The 17,964-nt window shown below is 35.7% G+C and carries 12 protein-coding genes and 1 pseudogene; all 13 read left to right on the top strand.

The window, feature by feature from the left end; genetic code table 11:
• Nucleotides 1-9 precede the first annotated feature (9 nt).
• The 13 genes and pseudogenes from OLM53_RS08270 to ruvA all read left to right on the top strand — a co-directional run bounded on the left by OLM53_RS08270 (nt 10) and on the right by ruvA (nt 17,926).
• Complete coding sequence (locus OLM53_RS08270) at nt 10-1,347, top strand: c-type cytochrome (protein ID WP_264519764.1); 1,338 nt, start codon at nt 10-12, stop codon at nt 1,345-1,347.
• Between the two features lie 32 nt (nt 1,348-1,379).
• The gene (locus tag OLM53_RS08265) at nt 1,380-4,445 is read left to right on the top strand and encodes a TAT-variant-translocated molybdopterin oxidoreductase (protein ID WP_264519763.1); all 3,066 of its coding nucleotides are present in this window, start codon (nt 1,380-1,382) and stop codon (nt 4,443-4,445) included.
• A 29-nt stretch (nt 4,446-4,474) separates the two neighbouring features.
• A complete protein-coding gene (gene nrfD / locus OLM53_RS08260; protein ID WP_264519762.1) occupies nt 4,475-5,884 on the top strand; it encodes an NrfD/PsrC family molybdoenzyme membrane anchor subunit in 1,410 nt (469 codons plus the stop codon).
• Between the two features lie 8 nt (nt 5,885-5,892).
• Nucleotides 5,893-6,420, top strand: a complete 528-nt coding sequence (locus tag OLM53_RS08255; RefSeq protein WP_264519761.1) for a DUF3341 domain-containing protein — start codon at nt 5,893-5,895, stop codon at nt 6,418-6,420.
• A gap of 7 nt (nt 6,421-6,427) precedes the next feature.
• Complete coding sequence (locus tag OLM53_RS08250; protein WP_264519760.1) at nt 6,428-6,988, top strand: c-type cytochrome; 561 nt, start codon at nt 6,428-6,430, stop codon at nt 6,986-6,988.
• 28 nt (nt 6,989-7,016) lie between these two features.
• Nucleotides 7,017-8,459 carry a cell envelope integrity protein TolA gene (locus tag OLM53_RS08245; RefSeq protein ID WP_264519759.1) on the top strand — a complete coding sequence of 481 codons (1,443 nt, stop codon included), beginning with the start codon at nt 7,017-7,019 and terminating at the stop codon, nt 8,457-8,459.
• Nucleotides 8,460-8,478: 19 nt separating this feature from the next.
• Nucleotides 8,479-9,663 carry a cytochrome c oxidase subunit II gene (locus OLM53_RS08240; protein ID WP_264519758.1) on the top strand — a complete coding sequence of 395 codons (1,185 nt, stop codon included), beginning with the start codon at nt 8,479-8,481 and terminating at the stop codon, nt 9,661-9,663.
• 25 nt (nt 9,664-9,688) lie between these two features.
• Entirely contained in the window at nt 9,689-11,485 is a 1,797-nt protein-coding gene (locus tag OLM53_RS08235) for a cbb3-type cytochrome c oxidase subunit I (protein WP_264519757.1), read from the top strand.
• Nucleotides 11,486-11,566: 81 nt separating this feature from the next.
• A pseudogene (gene ruvB, locus OLM53_RS08230) lies at nt 11,567-12,588 on the top strand (Holliday junction branch migration DNA helicase RuvB).
• A gap of 10 nt (nt 12,589-12,598) precedes the next feature.
• The gene (locus OLM53_RS08225) at nt 12,599-13,945 is read left to right on the top strand and encodes a cytochrome P450 (RefSeq protein WP_264519756.1); all 1,347 of its coding nucleotides are present in this window, start codon (nt 12,599-12,601) and stop codon (nt 13,943-13,945) included.
• Nucleotides 13,942-14,871 carry a tRNA epoxyqueuosine(34) reductase QueG gene (queG, locus tag OLM53_RS08220; protein WP_264519755.1) on the top strand — a complete coding sequence of 310 codons (930 nt, stop codon included), beginning with the start codon at nt 13,942-13,944 and terminating at the stop codon, nt 14,869-14,871. Before OLM53_RS08225 ends, queG begins: the two co-directional genes overlap by 4 nt.
• A 95-nt stretch (nt 14,872-14,966) precedes the next feature.
• Nucleotides 14,967-17,261, top strand: a complete 2,295-nt coding sequence (locus OLM53_RS08215; RefSeq protein ID WP_264519754.1) for an NADP-dependent malic enzyme — start codon at nt 14,967-14,969, stop codon at nt 17,259-17,261.
• 83 nt (nt 17,262-17,344) lie between these two features.
• A complete protein-coding gene (ruvA, locus tag OLM53_RS08210; protein ID WP_264519753.1) occupies nt 17,345-17,926 on the top strand; it encodes a Holliday junction branch migration protein RuvA in 582 nt (193 codons plus the stop codon).
• Nucleotides 17,927-17,964 lie beyond the last annotated feature (38 nt).

Raw genomic sequence — 17,964 nt, 5'->3', positions numbered from 1 at the left:
CTATATTATATGAAAAAAGTGGGTAACCATAATTCGATTTCAAGGAAAATACTCTTCTGTTTAGCTTTAATGCTAACATTCTCCTTCACTTCATTTTCACAAGCAACACCACCGCCAGCTGCCACTACAACGGCAGCCGCTCCAGCTGCAGCTACACCAGCCGCAACCACTGGAGGTGATGCAGTAGCTGGAAAAGCTTTGTTTAATACCAACTGTGCAGCTTGTCATAATTTAGACAGGAAAATGACAGGTCCTGCCTTAAGAGGAGTAACAGGACGTCATGCCAAAGATTGGTTCTACAAATGGATTGCCAACAGTTCTGCCTTGATAAAATCAGGCGATGCTGATGCGGTTAAATTGTTTGCAGAAAATAATCAATCTGTAATGACAGCTTTCCCACAATTGTCTAAACAAGATGTGGATAATATTTTGGCTTATACGGATACGCCAAAAGAAGAGCCAAAAACCGCAACTACTGCAGGGCCTCCAGGAACTACAGCAGCCGATAATGGTGTTTCCAACAATGTTATTTTAGGAGCTTTATCTTTAGTGATGTTGATGTTAGTAATCATGTTGTTCTTTGTGAACAATGTGTTGACTAAAGTAGCTAAAGCGAATGGCATTGAAGCAGCAGAAAAAGAAGCAACATTACCTATTTGGAGAGCGTTTGCTAAAAATCAATTCTTGGTATTTGTATCTACAGTATTTTTGATATTGGCTAGTGGATACTTCTTCTACGGTTGGGTGATGCAAATTGGTATCGACCAAAATTACGAGCCTATTCAACCAATCCATTATTCTCACAGAATACACGCTGGAAGTAACGGGATCGATTGTAAATATTGTCACTCTGCAGCTAGAGTTAGTAAAAATGCTGGAATACCTTCATTAAACGTGTGTATGAATTGCCACAAAAATATTGCTGAGGTTTCAGATACTACAGCAACGCCTGAGCATTCAAAAGCATTTTATGATGGAGAAATCCAAAAATTATACAAAGCTGTTGGTTGGGATGGAGCTAAATACACTGGAAAAACAAGTCCTGTGAAATGGGTTCGTATTCACAACTTACCTGACTTTGCTTACTTCAATCACTCACAACACGTAACTGTTGCAGGTATTGAATGTCAAAAATGTCACGGTCCAGTTCAAACCTATGAAATTCAAAAACAATTTGCTCCTTTAACTATGGGATGGTGTATTAAATGTCACCGTGAAACTGATGTTAAAATGGAGGGTAACAAATACTATGACAAAATTCACGCAGAACTTTCTAAACGATATGGAGTAGACAAATTGACTGCTGCACAAATGGGAGGTTTAGAATGTGGTAAGTGTCACTACTAATAAATTTATTAAGAAGCTAATATTTATATACGATGTCATCGAACAAAAAATACTGGAAAAGTGTTGAGGAGCTAAACGAAAATAGTTCTATTGTTGAGGCGCTTAGAAATAATGAATTTGTAGAAGAAATTCCAACAGCGGATTTTTTATCTGATAAAGACTCATTATCCTCATCCTCAACAACTCGTCGTGATTTCTTGAAATACGTTGGATTCAGTACAGCGGCTGCTACATTGGCGGCTTGCGAAGGTCCAGTACACAAATCAATACCTTACGTTTTACAACCTGAACAAATCATTCCAGGTGTTGCCGATTTTTATGCAACTTCTATGTTTGATGGTTTTGATTTTGCTAATTTGTTAGTAAAAACAAGAGAAGGTCGTCCAATTAAAATAGAAAACAATACTATTGCTGGTGCTAAGTTTGCTGCCAATGCAAGAGTTCATGCTTCTGTATTATCATTATATGATAGTATGCGTTTGAAAGTTACTAAAGTTGGACAAAAAGAAGCGTCTTGGCAAGAAGCTGATTTGAAAATAAAAGCAAGTTTAGCTGAGGCTAAAGCTAAAGGAGGTCTAATCGTTTTATTGACTAACACTTTGGCAAGTCCATCTACTGAAAAGTTGATTGCTGAGTTTATTGCTAAAAATCCAACTGCGAAACATGTTGTTTATGATGCTGTTTCTGAGTCTGCGGCATTAGATGCTTTTGAAGCAGCTTATGGCGAAAGAGCTTTGGTAGATTATGATTTTTCAAAAGCAAATACGATAGTTTCTTTAGATGCAGATTTCTTAGGAGATTGGCAAGGTGGAAGTTTTGATTCAGGCTATGCTAAAGGAAGAATTCCTCAAGCAGGAAAAATGTCAAAACACTATCAGTTTGAAGCTAATATGACATTGTCTGGTGCAGCTGCTGATAAGAGAGTTCCAATGACTGTTGCTAATCAAAAACAAGCTTTAGTTAAAATATATAATGTAATTACAGGTTCTGCAATATCTACAGGAAAAGTGGATAATGAAGATGTAGTTATAAAAGCAGCACAACAATTGAAAGCTGCAGGAAGTAAAGGACTTTTAGTTTCTGGAATTCAAGATAAAAATGCACAATTAGTAGTTTTAGCTATTAATCAAGCTTTAGCTAGTGAGGCATTTTCAACTTCAGGAACTCGTCAAATTAGAAAAGGTTCTAATGAAAAAGTAGCGCAATTGATTGCTGATATGAATGCAGGAAGTGTTCATACTTTAATCATGAGCGGTGTAAATCCAGTATACACTTTAGCTGATTCGGCTAAATTCGTAAGCGGATTGAAAAAAGTAAAATTATCAGCTGCATTCTCTTTGAGAGAAGATGAAACAGCTTCTATAACCAATATTGCTATTCCAGCACCTCATTATTTAGAGTCATGGAATGATCTAGAGTTGACTAAAGGAACTTATTCTTTAACACAACCTACTATTCGTCCGTTATTCAGTTCTAAACAATTCCAAGAAGGATTATTGTCATGGAATGGTAATGGTGCAGCATACTACGATTATTTGAAAGCCAATGCAGCAAATTATACTAGCGGAAAATCATGGAATCAAACGGTTCATGATGGTCTTGCTGTTGGTGTTTCTGGAGCGGCATCTGGTGGTTCTGCTAATGCAGCAGCAGCGGCTAGTGCTTTAGCGGCATCTGCACCTGTTAAAGGATATGAATTAGTATTGTATACCAAAACTGGTTTAGGGGATGGACAACAAGCTAATAACCCATGGTTGCAAGAGTTTCCAGATCCAATTACAAGAGTTTCTTGGGATAATTATGTTACGGTTTCACAAGCTGATGCTAAAGCATTAGGTTTAGAAAATAAAATAGTGGCCAATGGTGGTCTTAACGGAAGTTATGCAACACTAACGGTTAACGGAATTAAATTGGAAAATGTTCCAGTTATCGTTCAACCAGGACAAGCTAAAGGAACTTTAGGTTTGGCTTTAGGTTACGGTAAAAAAACAGGATTGAAAGAAGAGATGCAAGTTGGGCTTAATGCTTATGCTTTCTATGCTAATTTCAATAATGTACAATCAGCTTCTATTGCTAAAGGAAGTGGAGAACATGAGTTTGCTTGTGTTCAGTCACAAAAAACTTTGATGGGTAGAGGGGATATTATTAAAGAAACTTCTCTAGAGATATTTAATGCCAAATATGACGAGCCAGAAGTATGGAACTCGGTTGCTATGGTTTCTTTGGATCACAAAGAAGTAGAAGCTACTAAAGTAGATTTATGGGAGCCATTTGATCGTTCAGTAGGACATCACTTTAACTTGTCAATCGATTTGAATGCTTGTACTGGATGTGGTGCTTGTGTTATTGCTTGTCATGCAGAAAATAACGTTCCAGTAGTAGGAAAAGCAGAAATCAGAAGAAGTCGTGATATGCACTGGTTGCGTATTGATAGATATTATTCATCAGAAGATACTTTTGCTGGAGATAACGAGAAAAAAGAAAGCTTCGACGGATTATTTGGTAAAAAAGGTTCATTAGGAGGATTTGGTGAAATGGAAAATCCTGCAGCTAATCCACAAGTATCTTTCCAACCTGTAATGTGTCAACATTGTAATCATGCTCCTTGTGAGACTGTTTGTCCAGTTGCTGCAACATCACACGGTCGTCAAGGTCAAAATATGATGGCTTACAACAGATGTGTGGGTACTCGTTACTGTGCTAACAACTGTCCGTATAAAGTACGTCGTTTCAACTGGTTCTTATACAATAATAACGACGAATTTGATTTCCATATGAATGATGATTTAGGTCGTATGGTTGTTAATCCAGATGTTAACGTTCGTTCTCGTGGGGTAATGGAAAAATGTTCAATGTGTATTCAAAAAACACAATTAACCATCCTTACTGCTAAACGTGAAGGAAGAGAAGTTGCTGTTGATGAATTCCAAACGGCTTGTTCAGCTGCCTGTTCAACAGGCGCTATGGTTTTTGGAGATGTGAACAATAAAGAAAGTCAAGTGGCCAAATTGGCTCAAGATAAGAGAATGTACCACTTATTAGAAAGTGTAGGTACAAAACCTAATGTGTTTTATCACGTTAAAGTTAGAAATACGTAGTATAATAATTAATTAAGAAATAAAGGATTATGTCGTCTCATTACGAAGCACCCATTAGAAAACCATTAGTTATAGGTGATAAATCTTATCACGATGTAACTGTAGATGTCGCTGCTCCAGTCGAAGGAAGAGCCAATAAACAGTGGTGGACTGTATTTTCTATCGCATTAGTAGCTTTCCTTTGGGGAATTTCATGCATCATCTATACCATCTCAACTGGTATTGGAACTTGGGGTTTAAATAAAACTGTTGGTTGGGCCTGGGATATCACTAACTTCGTTTGGTGGGTAGGTATCGGGCACGCAGGAACATTAATCTCCGCTGTATTATTATTATTCCGTCAAAGATGGAGAATGGCGATTAACCGTTCTGCGGAAGCGATGACCATTTTCTCGGTAATCCAAGCGGGTTTATTCCCAATCATTCACATGGGTCGTCCTTGGTTAGCATACTGGGTAGTGCCAATTCCGAATCAGTTTGGTTCTTTATGGGTAAACTTTAATTCACCATTACTTTGGGACGTATTTGCAATCTCTACCTATCTTTCTGTATCATTAGTTTTCTGGTGGACTGGATTATTGCCTGACTTTGCGATGCTTAGAGATAGAGCTGTAACACCATTTGCTAAAAAAATCTATACTATTTTAAGTTTCGGTTGGAGTGGAAGAGCTAAAGATTGGCAACGTTTTGAAGAAGTATCTTTGGTACTGGCAGGGTTAGCTACACCACTTGTACTTTCTGTACATACGATTGTATCCTTTGACTTTGCTACTTCTGTAGTTCCTGGATGGCATACTACAATTTTCCCTCCTTACTTTGTGGCTGGAGCGGTATTCTCAGGTTTTGCCATGGTAAACACCTTGCTTATTATTATGAGAAAAGTGTCTAATCTTGAAGCTTACATCACTATTCAACATATCGAATTGATGAACATTGTAATTATGATTACAGGTTCTATCGTTGGGGTTGCTTATATTACTGAGTTATTTGTAGCTTGGTATTCTGGAGTTGAATTTGAACAATATGCTTTCTTGAATAGAGCTACTGGACCTTACTGGTGGGCTTATTGGTCGATGATGACTTGTAACGTATTCTCTCCACAATTTATGTGGTTCAAAAAATTGAGAACTAGTATTATGTTCTCATTTATAATCTCGATTGTTGTAAATATTGGTATGTGGTTTGAGCGTTTCGTAATTATCGTAACGTCATTGCACAGAGATTATTTACCATCATCTTGGACGATGTTCCAACCAACATTTGTGGATATTGGAATATTCATCGGAACTATTGGTTTCTTCTTTGTATTGTTCCTATTATATGCTAGAACATTCCCTGTGATTGCTCAAGCAGAGGTTAAAACTATTTTGAAATCTTCTGGTGAGAATTTCAAAAGACAAAGAGAATTAGAAGGTCATAATCATTCAGATAAACATTAATAATTGCTATGAGTAGTAATAAAGTTATACACGCTATATACAATGATGATGATGTATTAATGGATGCAGTTCACAAAACAAGAGCCGCTCATCATCACATTGAAGAAGTCTTTACACCTTTCCCAGTTCACGGTTTGGATAAAGCTATGGGAATTGCACCAACAAGGTTAGCCATTTGTGCTTTCATTTATGGATGTATTGGGTTGTCAGTGGCAACGACTATGATGAATTATATCATGATTCAAGACTGGCCACAAGATATTGGTGGTAAACCAAGTTTCAGTTATATTCAAAATATGCCAGCATTCGTTCCGGTTATGTTTGAGATGACTGTATTCTTTGCAGCACACTTAATGGTTATTACTTTTTATATGAGAAGTAAATTATGGCCATTTAAAAAAGCTGAAAATCCTGATTTGAGAACTACAGATGACCACTTTTTGATGGAAGTAGCTGTGAAAGGTGACGAAGCAGAATTGGTAAAATTCTTCGAAGGTACAGGTGCAGTAGAAGTTAAAGTAATTGATAAGCATTAAAATAGATATGAAAAGTTTATTTAAAATAGCAATAGTATTAGGTATAGTAGTTTCTCTGTCCTCTTGTAAAGATGATAAGAAACCTAACTACCAATATATGCCAAACATGTATGAATCTGTAGCTTATGAAACGTATTCAGAATCTGGCGCTTTCAATTCTCCGACAGGATTAAAAGGTAAAGAAGGTCAACTTCCTCCAAGTGGATCAATCAAAAGAGGATTTGTTCCTTATGAAATCCCAAATACGACGGAAGGGTATAATTTTTCTAAAACAATTGTAAAATCACCTTTAGATTCTACAGCTGTTGATATGAAAAAGGCTGAAGAATTATTCGGTATATACTGTGCTATTTGTCACGGAACAGCTGGAGACGGAATGGGAAAATTAGTAAAACAACAAAAATTCCTTGGAGTTCCAAATTACAAAGACAGACAAGTTACAGTTGGAAGTATTTTCCATGTTGAAACATATGGTTTAAATTCAATGGGTTCTTATGCGAATCAATTGACTCAACAAGAGCGTTGGATGATTGCTGCTTATGTTCTTGAACTTAAAAGCAAATTATAAATTGTAGAACAAACTGATTGTTATTAATATGTATACATTTTCAAGTAAATTAAAAACCTTTTCCTTTGTCTTAATGATCGTTGGAATTCTTGGGATTGGTTATGGTTTTTTAACTGCACCCAAAACAATTCAAGACGTTGAGACTATTCTGAAAGCTGAAGAATCTCATGAAGGTCACGAAGCAGCAGCAGTAAATCATGAAGCTAAAGCAGAAGCACAAGAAGCTGTTGCTAACCATGAAGAAGTTGCTAAAACGGTTGTAGATTCAACATCTCATGATACTATCGCTAAAGCTATTGCCCCTGTAGTTGCTGCTAAACCAGAAGTTGCTACTGAAAAGGTTGTTGATCCTGCAAAAGAGCATGAGGAACACGCAGCGCACGTTTTAAGTCAATTACAAAATAAACCATGGGCAGCGTTATATGTTGCTTGTATATTCTTTATGTTGATTACTATGGGAGCTTTAGCTTTCTATGCTATTCAACAAGTGGCACAAGCAGGATGGTCACCTGTATTATTCAGAGTGATGCAAGGGATTACTTCTTATTTATTGCCAGGTTCTATTATTTTCTTTATCATTCTTTTGGCTTCAGGTTTCCACATGAATCATTTATTTATTTGGATGGATGAGAAAGTGAGAGCTACAGATGAAATCATAAAAGGTAAAGCAGGATACTTGAATTTTCCATTCTGGATTATTAGAGCTACATTATTCTTAACCGTATGGAATCTTTACAGATTTTTTTCTAGAAAAAACTGTTTGGCTCAAGACGAATCGAATGACAATAGTTATTACAAAAAGAATTTCAAAATGTCTGCGGCATTCTTAGTATTCTTTATAGTTTCAGAATCTATAATGTCTTGGGACTGGATTATGTCTGTTGACCCACATTGGTTTAGTACTTTGTTTGGATGGTATGTATTTGCAAGTTTCTTCGTAAGCGGTATTACAGCTATTCAGATGGTAACTTTATACTTAAAATCTAAAGGGTATTTAGAAAATGTAAACTCAAGTCATATTCACGATTTATCAAAATTCATGTTTGGTATTAGCGTATTTTGGACTTACTTATGGTTCTCACAATTCATGTTGATTTGGTATGCCAATATTCCAGAAGAGGTTACTTACTTCGTTATGAGAATTGAGCATTATAACATTACCTTCTTTGGTGCAGTGGCAATGAACTTTGTTTTCCCAATATTACTTTTAATCAATACTGATTTCAAACGTATTGCTTGGATTATTGTAATGGCTGGAATAGTTATTTTGTTTGGACATTATATTGATTTCTTTAATATGATTATGCCAGCAACAGTTGGAGATAGATGGTTTATTGGAATACCAGAAATTTCATCATTAGCATTCTTCTTAGGATTATTCATTTATGTAGTTTTCAGTGCTCTTACAAAAGCACCGTTAGTTCCAAAACGAAATCCATTTATTGAGGAAAGTAAACATTTTCATTATTAATATTTAAAGTAAATTACAAATGACAACTCTTTTGGTACTTATAGTTGTAGTTTTATTGGCAGTTGCCCTGTGGCAGTTAACTAAGATATTTGACTTAACTCAAGTTGGCGCAAATGTTAATACCACGCAAGTGGCCAATGATAATGATAATAAAGTAAACGGTTACTTGATGTTTGGTTTCCTTGTTTTCATTTACATTACAACTATTTTTTGTCTAGTAAACTATGGTAAATTTCCATTAATTGGAGGTTCAGCATCAGCACACGGACCACAAATCGATAACCTGATGGTTATTACTATGGTTCTTATATTTATTGTTCAAACTATAACTCAAGCTTTATTGCATTACTTCGCCTTTAAATATAGAGGAAGACAAGGTCAAAAAGCGCTTTATTTTGCGGACAGTAATAAATTAGAATTTATTTGGAGTATTATTCCAGCTATAGTATTAGCAGTTCTAATTCTTTATGGATTGTATGCTTGGACGAACATTATGTTTGTTAACGAAAAAGACGATAAAGATGCTATTGTTATCGAGCTTTATGCACAACAATTCAAATGGACTGCAAGATACTCAGGTGCTGATGATGTGTTAGGAAAAGCTAACGTAAGATATATTGAAGGAGTAAATAACTTAGGAGTAGATTTATCAGATCCAAATGCTCAAGATGATTTTATGACATCTGAATTGCATATTCCAAAAGGAACTAGAGTTATTTTCAAATTGCGTTCTCAAGATGTATTACACTCAGCTTATATGCCACACTTTAGAGCACAAATGAACTGTGTTCCTGGAATGGTAACAAATTTCTCATTCATTCCAACAGTAACTACTGCTGAAATGAGAGAGAATCCAGAGATGGTTGAGAAAGTAGCCAATATCAATAACATAAGAACTAAGAAAAGTGCCGAATTAGTGGCAAAAGGAGAACCAGCACTTGATCCTTATACTTTTGATTACTTATTATTATGTAATAAAATTTGTGGTGCCTCACATTACAATATGCAAATGAAAATTGTAGTTGATACACCATCAGAATATAAAGCTTGGTTAAAAGAGAATGCTCCAAAAACCATTGTACAAGCTGTTAAAAATGCTGCTACAGAGGCAAAAGCAGCTGATGGAAATGAAACACAATCAAAAGATTCAACTTCTGCTAAAAGCACCGACTCTACTGTAGTTGCTAAAGTAGAAATGAAATAATTATAAAATTTAAAAGTTAACTTATATGTCAGCAGAAGCTCACGATCACGGACACGATCACGATCACGAACATCACCATAAAGACACGTTCATTACTAAATACATTTTTAGTATTGACCACAAGATGATTGCTAAACAATATCTAATTACAGGTATTTTCATGGGAATCATCGGTGTTGGGATGTCTATGCTTTTCAGAATGCAATTGGCTTGGCCAGAAGAATCATTCAAAATATTTAATTTCCTTTTAGGTGATAAATTTGCTCCAAATGGAGTAATGTCAAATGAAATCTATTTGTCATTAGTTACTATACACGGAACCATCATGGTATTCTTTGTGTTGACAGCCGCTTTGAGTGGTACTTTTAGTAACCTTTTGATTCCACTTCAAATTGGAGCACGAGATATGGCTTCTGGACTTTTGAATATGATATCCTACTGGTTATTTTTCCTTTCAAGTGTTGTTATGGTTTGTTCTTTATTCGTAGAATCAGGACCAGCTAATGCAGGATGGACGATTTATCCACCATTGAGTGCCTTACCTCAAGCTATTTCAGGTTCTGGAACAGGTATGACTTTATGGTTAGTTTCTATGGCAATATTTATCGCCGCCTCTTTATTAGGTTCTTTAAATTATATTGTTACCGTAATTAACTTAAGAACAAAAGGAATGTCGATGACAAGATTGCCTCTAACAGTTTGGGCATTCTTTATTACTGCAATCATTGGAGTAATTTCTTTCCCTGTATTACTTTCTGCAGCTTTAATGTTAATCATGGATAGAAGTTTTGGAACATCATTCTTTTTATCTGATATTTATATTGCTGGTGAGGTATTACATTACCAAGGTGGTTCTCCAGTATTATTTGAACACTTATTCTGGTTTTTAGGTCACCCTGAGGTTTATATCGTATTATTACCAGCTTTAGGTATTACATCTGAAGTTATAGCTACTAACTCTCGTAAACCTATCTTTGGTTACAGAGCTATGATTATGTCAATTATTGCGATTGCATTTTTATCCACTATTGTTTGGGGTCACCACATGTTTATCTCAGGTATGAATCCATTCCTAGGTTCTGTATTTACTTTTACAACCTTATTGATTGCGATTCCATCTGCTGTAAAAGCATTTAACTATATCACCACTTTATGGAAAGGGAACTTGCAATTAAATCCTGCTATGTTATTTTCTATTGGACTAGTTTCTACTTTTATAACAGGAGGATTAACCGGAATTATTTTAGGAGATAGTACGCTTGATATTAACGTTCATGATACGTATTTCGTTGTAGCTCACTTCCACTTAGTAATGGGTATTTCTGCTCTTTACGGAATGTTCGCTGGAATCTACCATTGGTTCCCAAAAATGTTCGGAAGAATGTTGAACAAAAATTTAGGTTATGTTCACTTTTGGGTAACAGCAGTTTGTGCATACGGAGTATTCTTCCCAATGCACTTTATTGGAATGGCAGGTTTACCAAGAAGATATTATACTAATACGAACTTCCCATTATTTGATGATTTGCAAAATGTGAATGTTATCATTACTAGTTTTGCATTAGTAGGTGGTGTTTTCCAATTGGTATTCTTGTGGAATTTCTTCCACAGTATTTTCTACGGAAAGAAAACAGTTCAAAATCCATGGAGATCTAACACTTTGGAATGGACAGCCCCAATCGAACACATCCACGGTAACTGGCCAGGAGAAATTCCTCATGTATACAGATGGCCTTATGATTATAGCAAACCAGGTCACGATGAAGATTTTGTTCCTCAAAACGTACCAATGAAAGAAGGAGAAGAAGTGTTACATCACTAATCCTTTTATAAAATATAACAAATGCCTTTCCTTATCGAAAGGCATTTTTATTTGCAACCAACTTTATCTTATATTTGTGGTATGAACGAAAATCTCAATCCAACCAATTCTAATTTTAATCCAGAAGAACTTGACCTTGAAAAAAAGTTAAGACCTTTAACTTTTGATGATTTCACAGGACAGGAACAAGTCTTGGAAAATCTAAAAGTTTTTGTGGAGGCAGCTAATCAAAGAGATGAAGCTCTAGATCATACTCTTTTTCACGGACCTCCTGGATTAGGAAAAACAACATTGGCTAATATTTTGGCTAATGAATTAGGAGTTGGAATCAAAATAACATCCGGACCTGTTTTAGACAAACCGGAGATTTAGCAGGATTGCTCACCAACCTTGAAGAAAGAGATGTTTTATTCATTGATGAGATTCATCGTTTAAGTCCAGTAGTGGAAGAGTATTTGTATTCTGCTATGGAAGACTTCAAGATTGATATTATGATTGAATCAGGACCAAATGCAAGAACCGTTCAAATCAATTTAAATCCGTTTACTTTAGTTGGTGCTACTACTCGTTCAGGTCTTTTAACAGCTCCAATGCGAGCTCGTTTCGGGATTCAAAGTCGATTACAATATTACAATACCGAACTTTTAACCACCATTGTTCAACGTAGTGCTACTATTTTGAAAATGCCCATCACTATGGAAGCTGCCATTGAAATAGCTGGTAGAAGCAGAGGAACACCAAGAATTGCCAACGCGCTTTTACGCCGAGTTAGAGATTTTGCCCAAATCAAAGGCAACGGAAAAATTGATATAGAAATTGCTCGTTTTTCACTGAAAGCATTACATGTTGATGCACACGGATTAGATGAAATGGATAACAAAATCCTCACTACTATCATAGATAAATTCAAAGGAGGGCCAGTTGGTTTATCTACTTTGGCTACAGCGGTTTCCGAAAGTGGCGAAACCATCGAAGAAGTTTATGAGCCATTCTTAATTCAAGAAGGTTTTATCGTGCGAACTCCTCGTGGTAGAGAAGTTACTGAGAAAGCTTACATTCACTTAGGAAGAATCAAAACCAATATTCAAGGAGGGCTTTTTTAATTTATAATCTATGGCAGAAAATAAGAAATACAATTATCCGGTGCAACTTTCGATAGTTAGGTTCTTATTAAAAGCAGAAAGTTTTCGAAAAAATCCAATCCCTTTTCATACTAAATTTTTTAATGAATTTGGAGATACTTTTTCTTTGCGTATAGGAAAAAATAAACACGTTATATTATCGAGAGATAATGAGCTTGCGGAATATATTCTTCAGAAGAATCAAAAAAAATATCAGAAGTCGAAACTACAAACCCAATTCTTGTCTAAATATTTGGGCAAAGGATTACTCACGGTTAATGGCGATTTTTGGTTAAAACAACGCCGTCTCATTCAACCCGCTTTTCATAAACAAAAAATGAATCAATTGGTTCAAAATATGGAAGAAGCCATTGCTTTTGAATTAAAAGAGTTGCCCGAAGGGAAAGAGATGGCACTATTTCCAATAATGAATAATTTGGCATTTAATGTAGTGGCGAAATCCTTATTTCATATTTCTTTTATAGAACAGAAATTAAACCGATTGAAATTTATTATTGAAGAAGTTCAAGATTTTGTGATCAAAGAAATACGATTACCTTATAAATCTTGGTGGTATAAAATTAGCGGTCAGGTGCACTATCATGAGCAGTTAGCATTAGAAAGTGATGCTATTATCAATGAAATTATAGCCAGCAGACAACATTCAAATCAGCAACATAACGATTTGTTGGATATGTTACTCGAAACCCGTTATGAAGATACTGGAGAAGGAATGGCCACGCAACAATTGATTGACGAAATTAAAATTCTGTTTATTGCGGGTCATGAAACCACTGCTAACGCCTTAACTTTTACCCTGCATCTTTTAGCTAATCATCCAGAAGTACAACAAAAAATTCACGAAGAACTTATAGCTATCGATGCTGAAACCAACGATGTAGTCGAACAACTTCAAAAAATGACTTATACCAACGCAGTCATTAATGAATCTATGAGACTGTATCCGCCTGCTTGGATTACGGATAGAGAAAATGTTGAAGATGACACACTTTTAGGATTTCCTATTAAAAAAGGAACACTAATTGGAATTTCCTTTTATGAATTACATCGAAATCCAAAGTATTGGAAAGACCCAGAAGTTTTTAATCCAGAGCGCTTTTTAGGAGAACAAAAAAAGGAGTCCATGACTTATTTTTATCCTTTTGGAGCTGGACCCCGAATGTGCATCGGATTTGGTTTCGCCATTTATGAGATGTGTTTAGCCCTTTCTTATATTGTAAAAAAATATACAATTACCTCCCAACATCAAAACATTCAATTTAATCCTTTGATAACTTTGAAACCAGTGGGTGTTACTGTGAAATTTTCCAAACGATGATTCTCGATTCTAAAAAAGAGCACTATACTAAACTTATAAAAGCGGAAGCCAAACGACTCGGCTTTTTGTCTTGTGGAATTTCTAAGGCTGGTTTTTTAGAAGAAGAAGCACCGCGATTGGAAAATTGGTTAAACCAAAACAGACATGGTGAAATGAAGTATATGGAAAATCATTTTGACAAACGATTAAATCCTACGCTACTAGTTGACGATGCTAAAAGTGTAATCTCCTTATTACTGAATTATTATCCGTCAGAATTTCAAAATCAAGAAAGTTATAAGATTTCTAAATACGCTTATGGTCAGGATTATCATTTTGTCATCAAGGAAAAATTAAAAGAACTTTTACATACCATTCAAACTGAAATCGGTGAAGTTTCGGGAAGAGCCTTTGTAGATTCGGCACCTGTATTAGATAAAGCATGGGCCGCTAAAAGTGGTTTGGGGTGGATTGGCAAAAACAGCAATTTATTGACGCAACAAGTAGGTTCTTTTTATTTTATTGCCGAATTAATTGTCGATTTAGATTTAGAATACGACCACGCTACTACTGACCATTGTGGAACTTGCACCGCTTGCATTGATGCTTGTCCAACAGAAGCTATTGTGGCTCCCTATGTAGTCGACGGTAGCAAATGCATTTCCTATTTTACCATCGAATTAAAAGACAATATTCCGATGCAGATGAAAGGCAAATTCGATGATTGGGCTTTTGGTTGTGATGTTTGTCAAGATGTTTGTCCATGGAATCGGTTTTCAAAAGCACATAAAGAACCGCTTTTTTCTGCTACTCCAGAATTACTTTCTTTTACCAAAAAAGATTGGGAAGAAATCACAGCAGAAACCTTTCAAAAGGTCTTCAAAAACTCGGCAGTGAAGCGAACCAAATTTGAAGGATTTAAACGAAACATTAATTTTTTGAAATAGACATTGCTCAGTTGTCTTAAAGTGAAAAAGAAATCCACAAAAATTTCCTTTTTACCTTTAGTCTTATACCTTTGTATATATCAAACCAAACGATAATGCATAAAGATAGTAAACGACGAGAAGCACTTTTATACCACGCGAAGCCAACTCCTGGAAAAATACAAGTTGTACCCACCAAAAAATACGCAACACAAAGAGACTTATCATTAGCCTATTCCCCTGGAGTAGCCGAGCCTTGTTTGGAAATTGCCAAAGATGTAAACAATGTCTATAAATATACTTCCAAAGGAAATTTAGTAGCGGTTATCACTAATGGAACAGCTGTTTTAGGATTGGGTGATATTGGTCCAGAAGCCTCTAAACCCGTAATGGAAGGAAAAGCACTGCTCTTTAAAATATTCGCTGATATTGATGTTTTTGATATCGAAGTAGGGACGAAAGACATTGACGCCTTTATTGAAACGGTAAAAAATATAGCACCAACTTTTGGAGGAATCAATCTAGAAGACATTAAAGCACCAGAGTCATTTGAAATAGAAAGACGTTTGGTAGAAGAATTGAATATTCCTGTAATGCACGATGATCAGCATGGAACGGCTATTATTTCTTCGGCAGCTTTAATCAATGCGGTTGAATTGGCTGGAAAAAAAATGGATGAAGTCAAAATGGTGATTTCTGGTGCTGGTTCAGCGGCAATTGCTTGTGCTAATCTTTATGTTTCTTTTGGTGTAAAAGAAGAAAATATTGTAATGTTCAATAGCAAAGGGGCGCTTAGAAAAGACGATCCTGCTATTTCAGATAATCAACGAAAATATGCCACCGATCAAAACTTCCAATCATTGCACGATGCTATGGTGGGTTGTGATGTATTTGTTGGTTTGTCTACTGGAGATATAGTTACGCCAGAAATGTTATTGGTGATGGCAAAAAACCCAATCGTTTTCGCGATGGCCAATCCAAATCCTGAGATAAAATATGATTTGGCTATTAAAACCAGAAGAGATATAATCATGGCAACGGGTCGTTCTGACCATCCTAATCAAGTGAATAATGTACTTGGTTTTCCTTATATTTTCCGTGGCGCATTAGATGTTAGAGCGACTAAGATTAATGAGGAAATGAAAAAAGCAGCAGTTATTGCTTTAGCCGAATTAGCCAAAGAGTCCGTTCCAGAGCAAGTGAATATTGCTTACGGAGAAACCAAGTTGAATTTTGGTAAAGAGTATATTATTCCAAAACCTTTCGATCCAAGATTAATCGCAAAAGTTCCACCTGCAGTAGCAAGAGCCGCAATGGAATCGGGAGTTGCCTTACATCCAATTACCGATTGGGATAAATATGAAGAAGAATTATTAGAGCGATTAGGGTCTGATAATAAATTGGTTCGATTATTAACTAATAGAGCTAGGACAGAACCTAAAAGAGTCGTTTTTGCCGAAGCGGATCATTTGGATGTTTTGAAAGCAGCGCAAATTGCTTACGAAGAAGGCATTGCTCATCCTATATTGTTAGGAAATAAAGAATTGATTTTGGAACTCAAAGAAGAAATTGGTTTTGATGTTGATGTCCCAATTTTTGATCCAAAAACGAAAGAAGAAGACAAACGAAGATTAAAATACGCCGATATTTATTGGAAGTCAAGACAACGTAGAGGAATTTCATTACTCGATGCCCAAAAATGGATGAGAGAGCGCAACTATTTTGCTGCAATGATGGTTAATGAAGGCGATGCTGATGCCATGGTTTCGGGTTACTCTAGAAGTTATCCGTCAACAGTGAAGCCCTTGATGCAATTGATAGGAAAAGCACCAGGGATTACTTTAATTGCTACAGCCAATATGATGATGACGAACCGAGGACCAATGTTCTTATCGGATACGGCCATTAATCCAAATCCAACTTCAGATGAATTGGCTAAAATTGCTTTGATGACGGCAAAAATGACTAGAATGTTTGGAATAGAACCGGTGATTGCCATGGTTTCGTTTTCCAATTTTGGTTCGTCGGCTCATGAAAGTGCTAACAAGGTTAGAGAAGCTGTAGCCTATTTGCATAAATATTATCCTGACTTAATTGTGGATGGGGAAATCCAAACCGATTTTGCTTTAAATGCCGAAATGTTGAAAGCTAAATTTCCTTTCTCAAAATTAGCAGGCAAAAAAGTGAACACACTAATTTTCCCTAATTTAGAAGCTTCCAATATCACTTATAAACTATTGAAAGAATTGTATAAAGTAGACTCTATTGGGCCTATTATGTTGGGTATGGAAAAAGCAGTTCATATTTTTCAGCTTGGCGCCAGTGTAGAAGAAATGGTAAATATGGTAGCAGTTGCTGTTGTGGATGCACAAGAAAAAGAGAAGAGAAAAAAAGCGGCTTCCCCTAAATAGTTTTGTATTATTTTAGAGATATTGCAAAGAGATTCTTCCAGTTAAAGAATTTTGCTATATTTGGAATTAGATTTCAGTAAAAAATGATTGCACACATTCAAGGAAAATTAATTGAAAAATCACCTACCGAGGTTGTAATTGACTGCAATGGTGTTGGTTATCACATAAATATTTCTTTGCATACCTTTTCATTACTTCCCAATTCCGATTTTATTAAGTTATTTACCCATCTTCAAATCAAGGAGGATGCTCATTCTTTGTTTGGTTTTGTAGAAAAATCTGAACGTGAGTTGTTTAAATTATTACTTACCGTATCAGGAATTGGTGCTAGTATTGCTAGAACGATGTTATCCTCTTTAGATCCAAAACAAATCATACAGGCTATTGCTAGTGCTGATGTTGGAACAATTCAATCGATCAAAGGAATCGGCAGTAAAACGGCGCAACGGGTTATATTGGATTTAAAAGAAAAAGTGTTAAAAATCTATGATTTAAGTGAAATTTCTACTTCACAGCACAATATTAATCGAGAAGAATCGTTATCTGCCTTAGAGGTTTTGGGATTCATTAGAAAGAATGCCGAAAAAGTAGTGGATAAAATCCTAAAAGAAAACCCTGAAGCAGGAGTAGAAGTAATAATCAAACAAGCTTTAAAAAATTTATAGTTCTTGGAAACAAAATACTTTACAAAATCATTTCTAAA

Origin of the sequence: Flavobacterium sp. N1994 (assembly GCF_025947145.1) — a bacterium.
Classification (GTDB): Bacteria; Bacteroidota; Bacteroidia; order Flavobacteriales; family Flavobacteriaceae; genus Flavobacterium.
The sequence above is the reverse complement of the archived record's forward strand: the minus strand, read 5'-3'. Positions and strand labels throughout refer to the sequence as shown.

Excerpts from the sequence above, each read along its gene's own strand:
- OLM53_RS08270 (WP_264519764.1), top strand. The coding sequence starts at position 10 with ATGAAAAAAGTGGGTAACCATAATTCGATTTCAAGGAAAATACTCTTC.
- OLM53_RS08265 (WP_264519763.1), top strand. The coding sequence starts at position 1,380 with ATGTCATCGAACAAAAAATACTGGAAAAGTGTTGAGGAGCTAAACGAA.
- nrfD (WP_264519762.1), top strand. The coding sequence starts at position 4,475 with ATGTCGTCTCATTACGAAGCACCCATTAGAAAACCATTAGTTATAGGT.
- OLM53_RS08255 (WP_264519761.1), top strand. The coding sequence starts at position 5,893 with ATGAGTAGTAATAAAGTTATACACGCTATATACAATGATGATGATGTA.
- OLM53_RS08250 (WP_264519760.1), top strand. The coding sequence starts at position 6,428 with ATGAAAAGTTTATTTAAAATAGCAATAGTATTAGGTATAGTAGTTTCT.
- OLM53_RS08245 (WP_264519759.1), top strand. The coding sequence starts at position 7,017 with ATGTATACATTTTCAAGTAAATTAAAAACCTTTTCCTTTGTCTTAATG.
- OLM53_RS08240 (WP_264519758.1), top strand. The coding sequence starts at position 8,479 with ATGACAACTCTTTTGGTACTTATAGTTGTAGTTTTATTGGCAGTTGCC.
- OLM53_RS08235 (WP_264519757.1), top strand. The coding sequence starts at position 9,689 with ATGTCAGCAGAAGCTCACGATCACGGACACGATCACGATCACGAACAT.
- OLM53_RS08225 (WP_264519756.1), top strand. The coding sequence starts at position 12,599 with ATGGCAGAAAATAAGAAATACAATTATCCGGTGCAACTTTCGATAGTT.
- queG (WP_264519755.1), top strand. The coding sequence starts at position 13,942 with ATGATTCTCGATTCTAAAAAAGAGCACTATACTAAACTTATAAAAGCG.
- OLM53_RS08215 (WP_264519754.1), top strand. The coding sequence starts at position 14,967 with ATGCATAAAGATAGTAAACGACGAGAAGCACTTTTATACCACGCGAAG.
- ruvA (WP_264519753.1), top strand. The coding sequence starts at position 17,345 with ATGATTGCACACATTCAAGGAAAATTAATTGAAAAATCACCTACCGAG.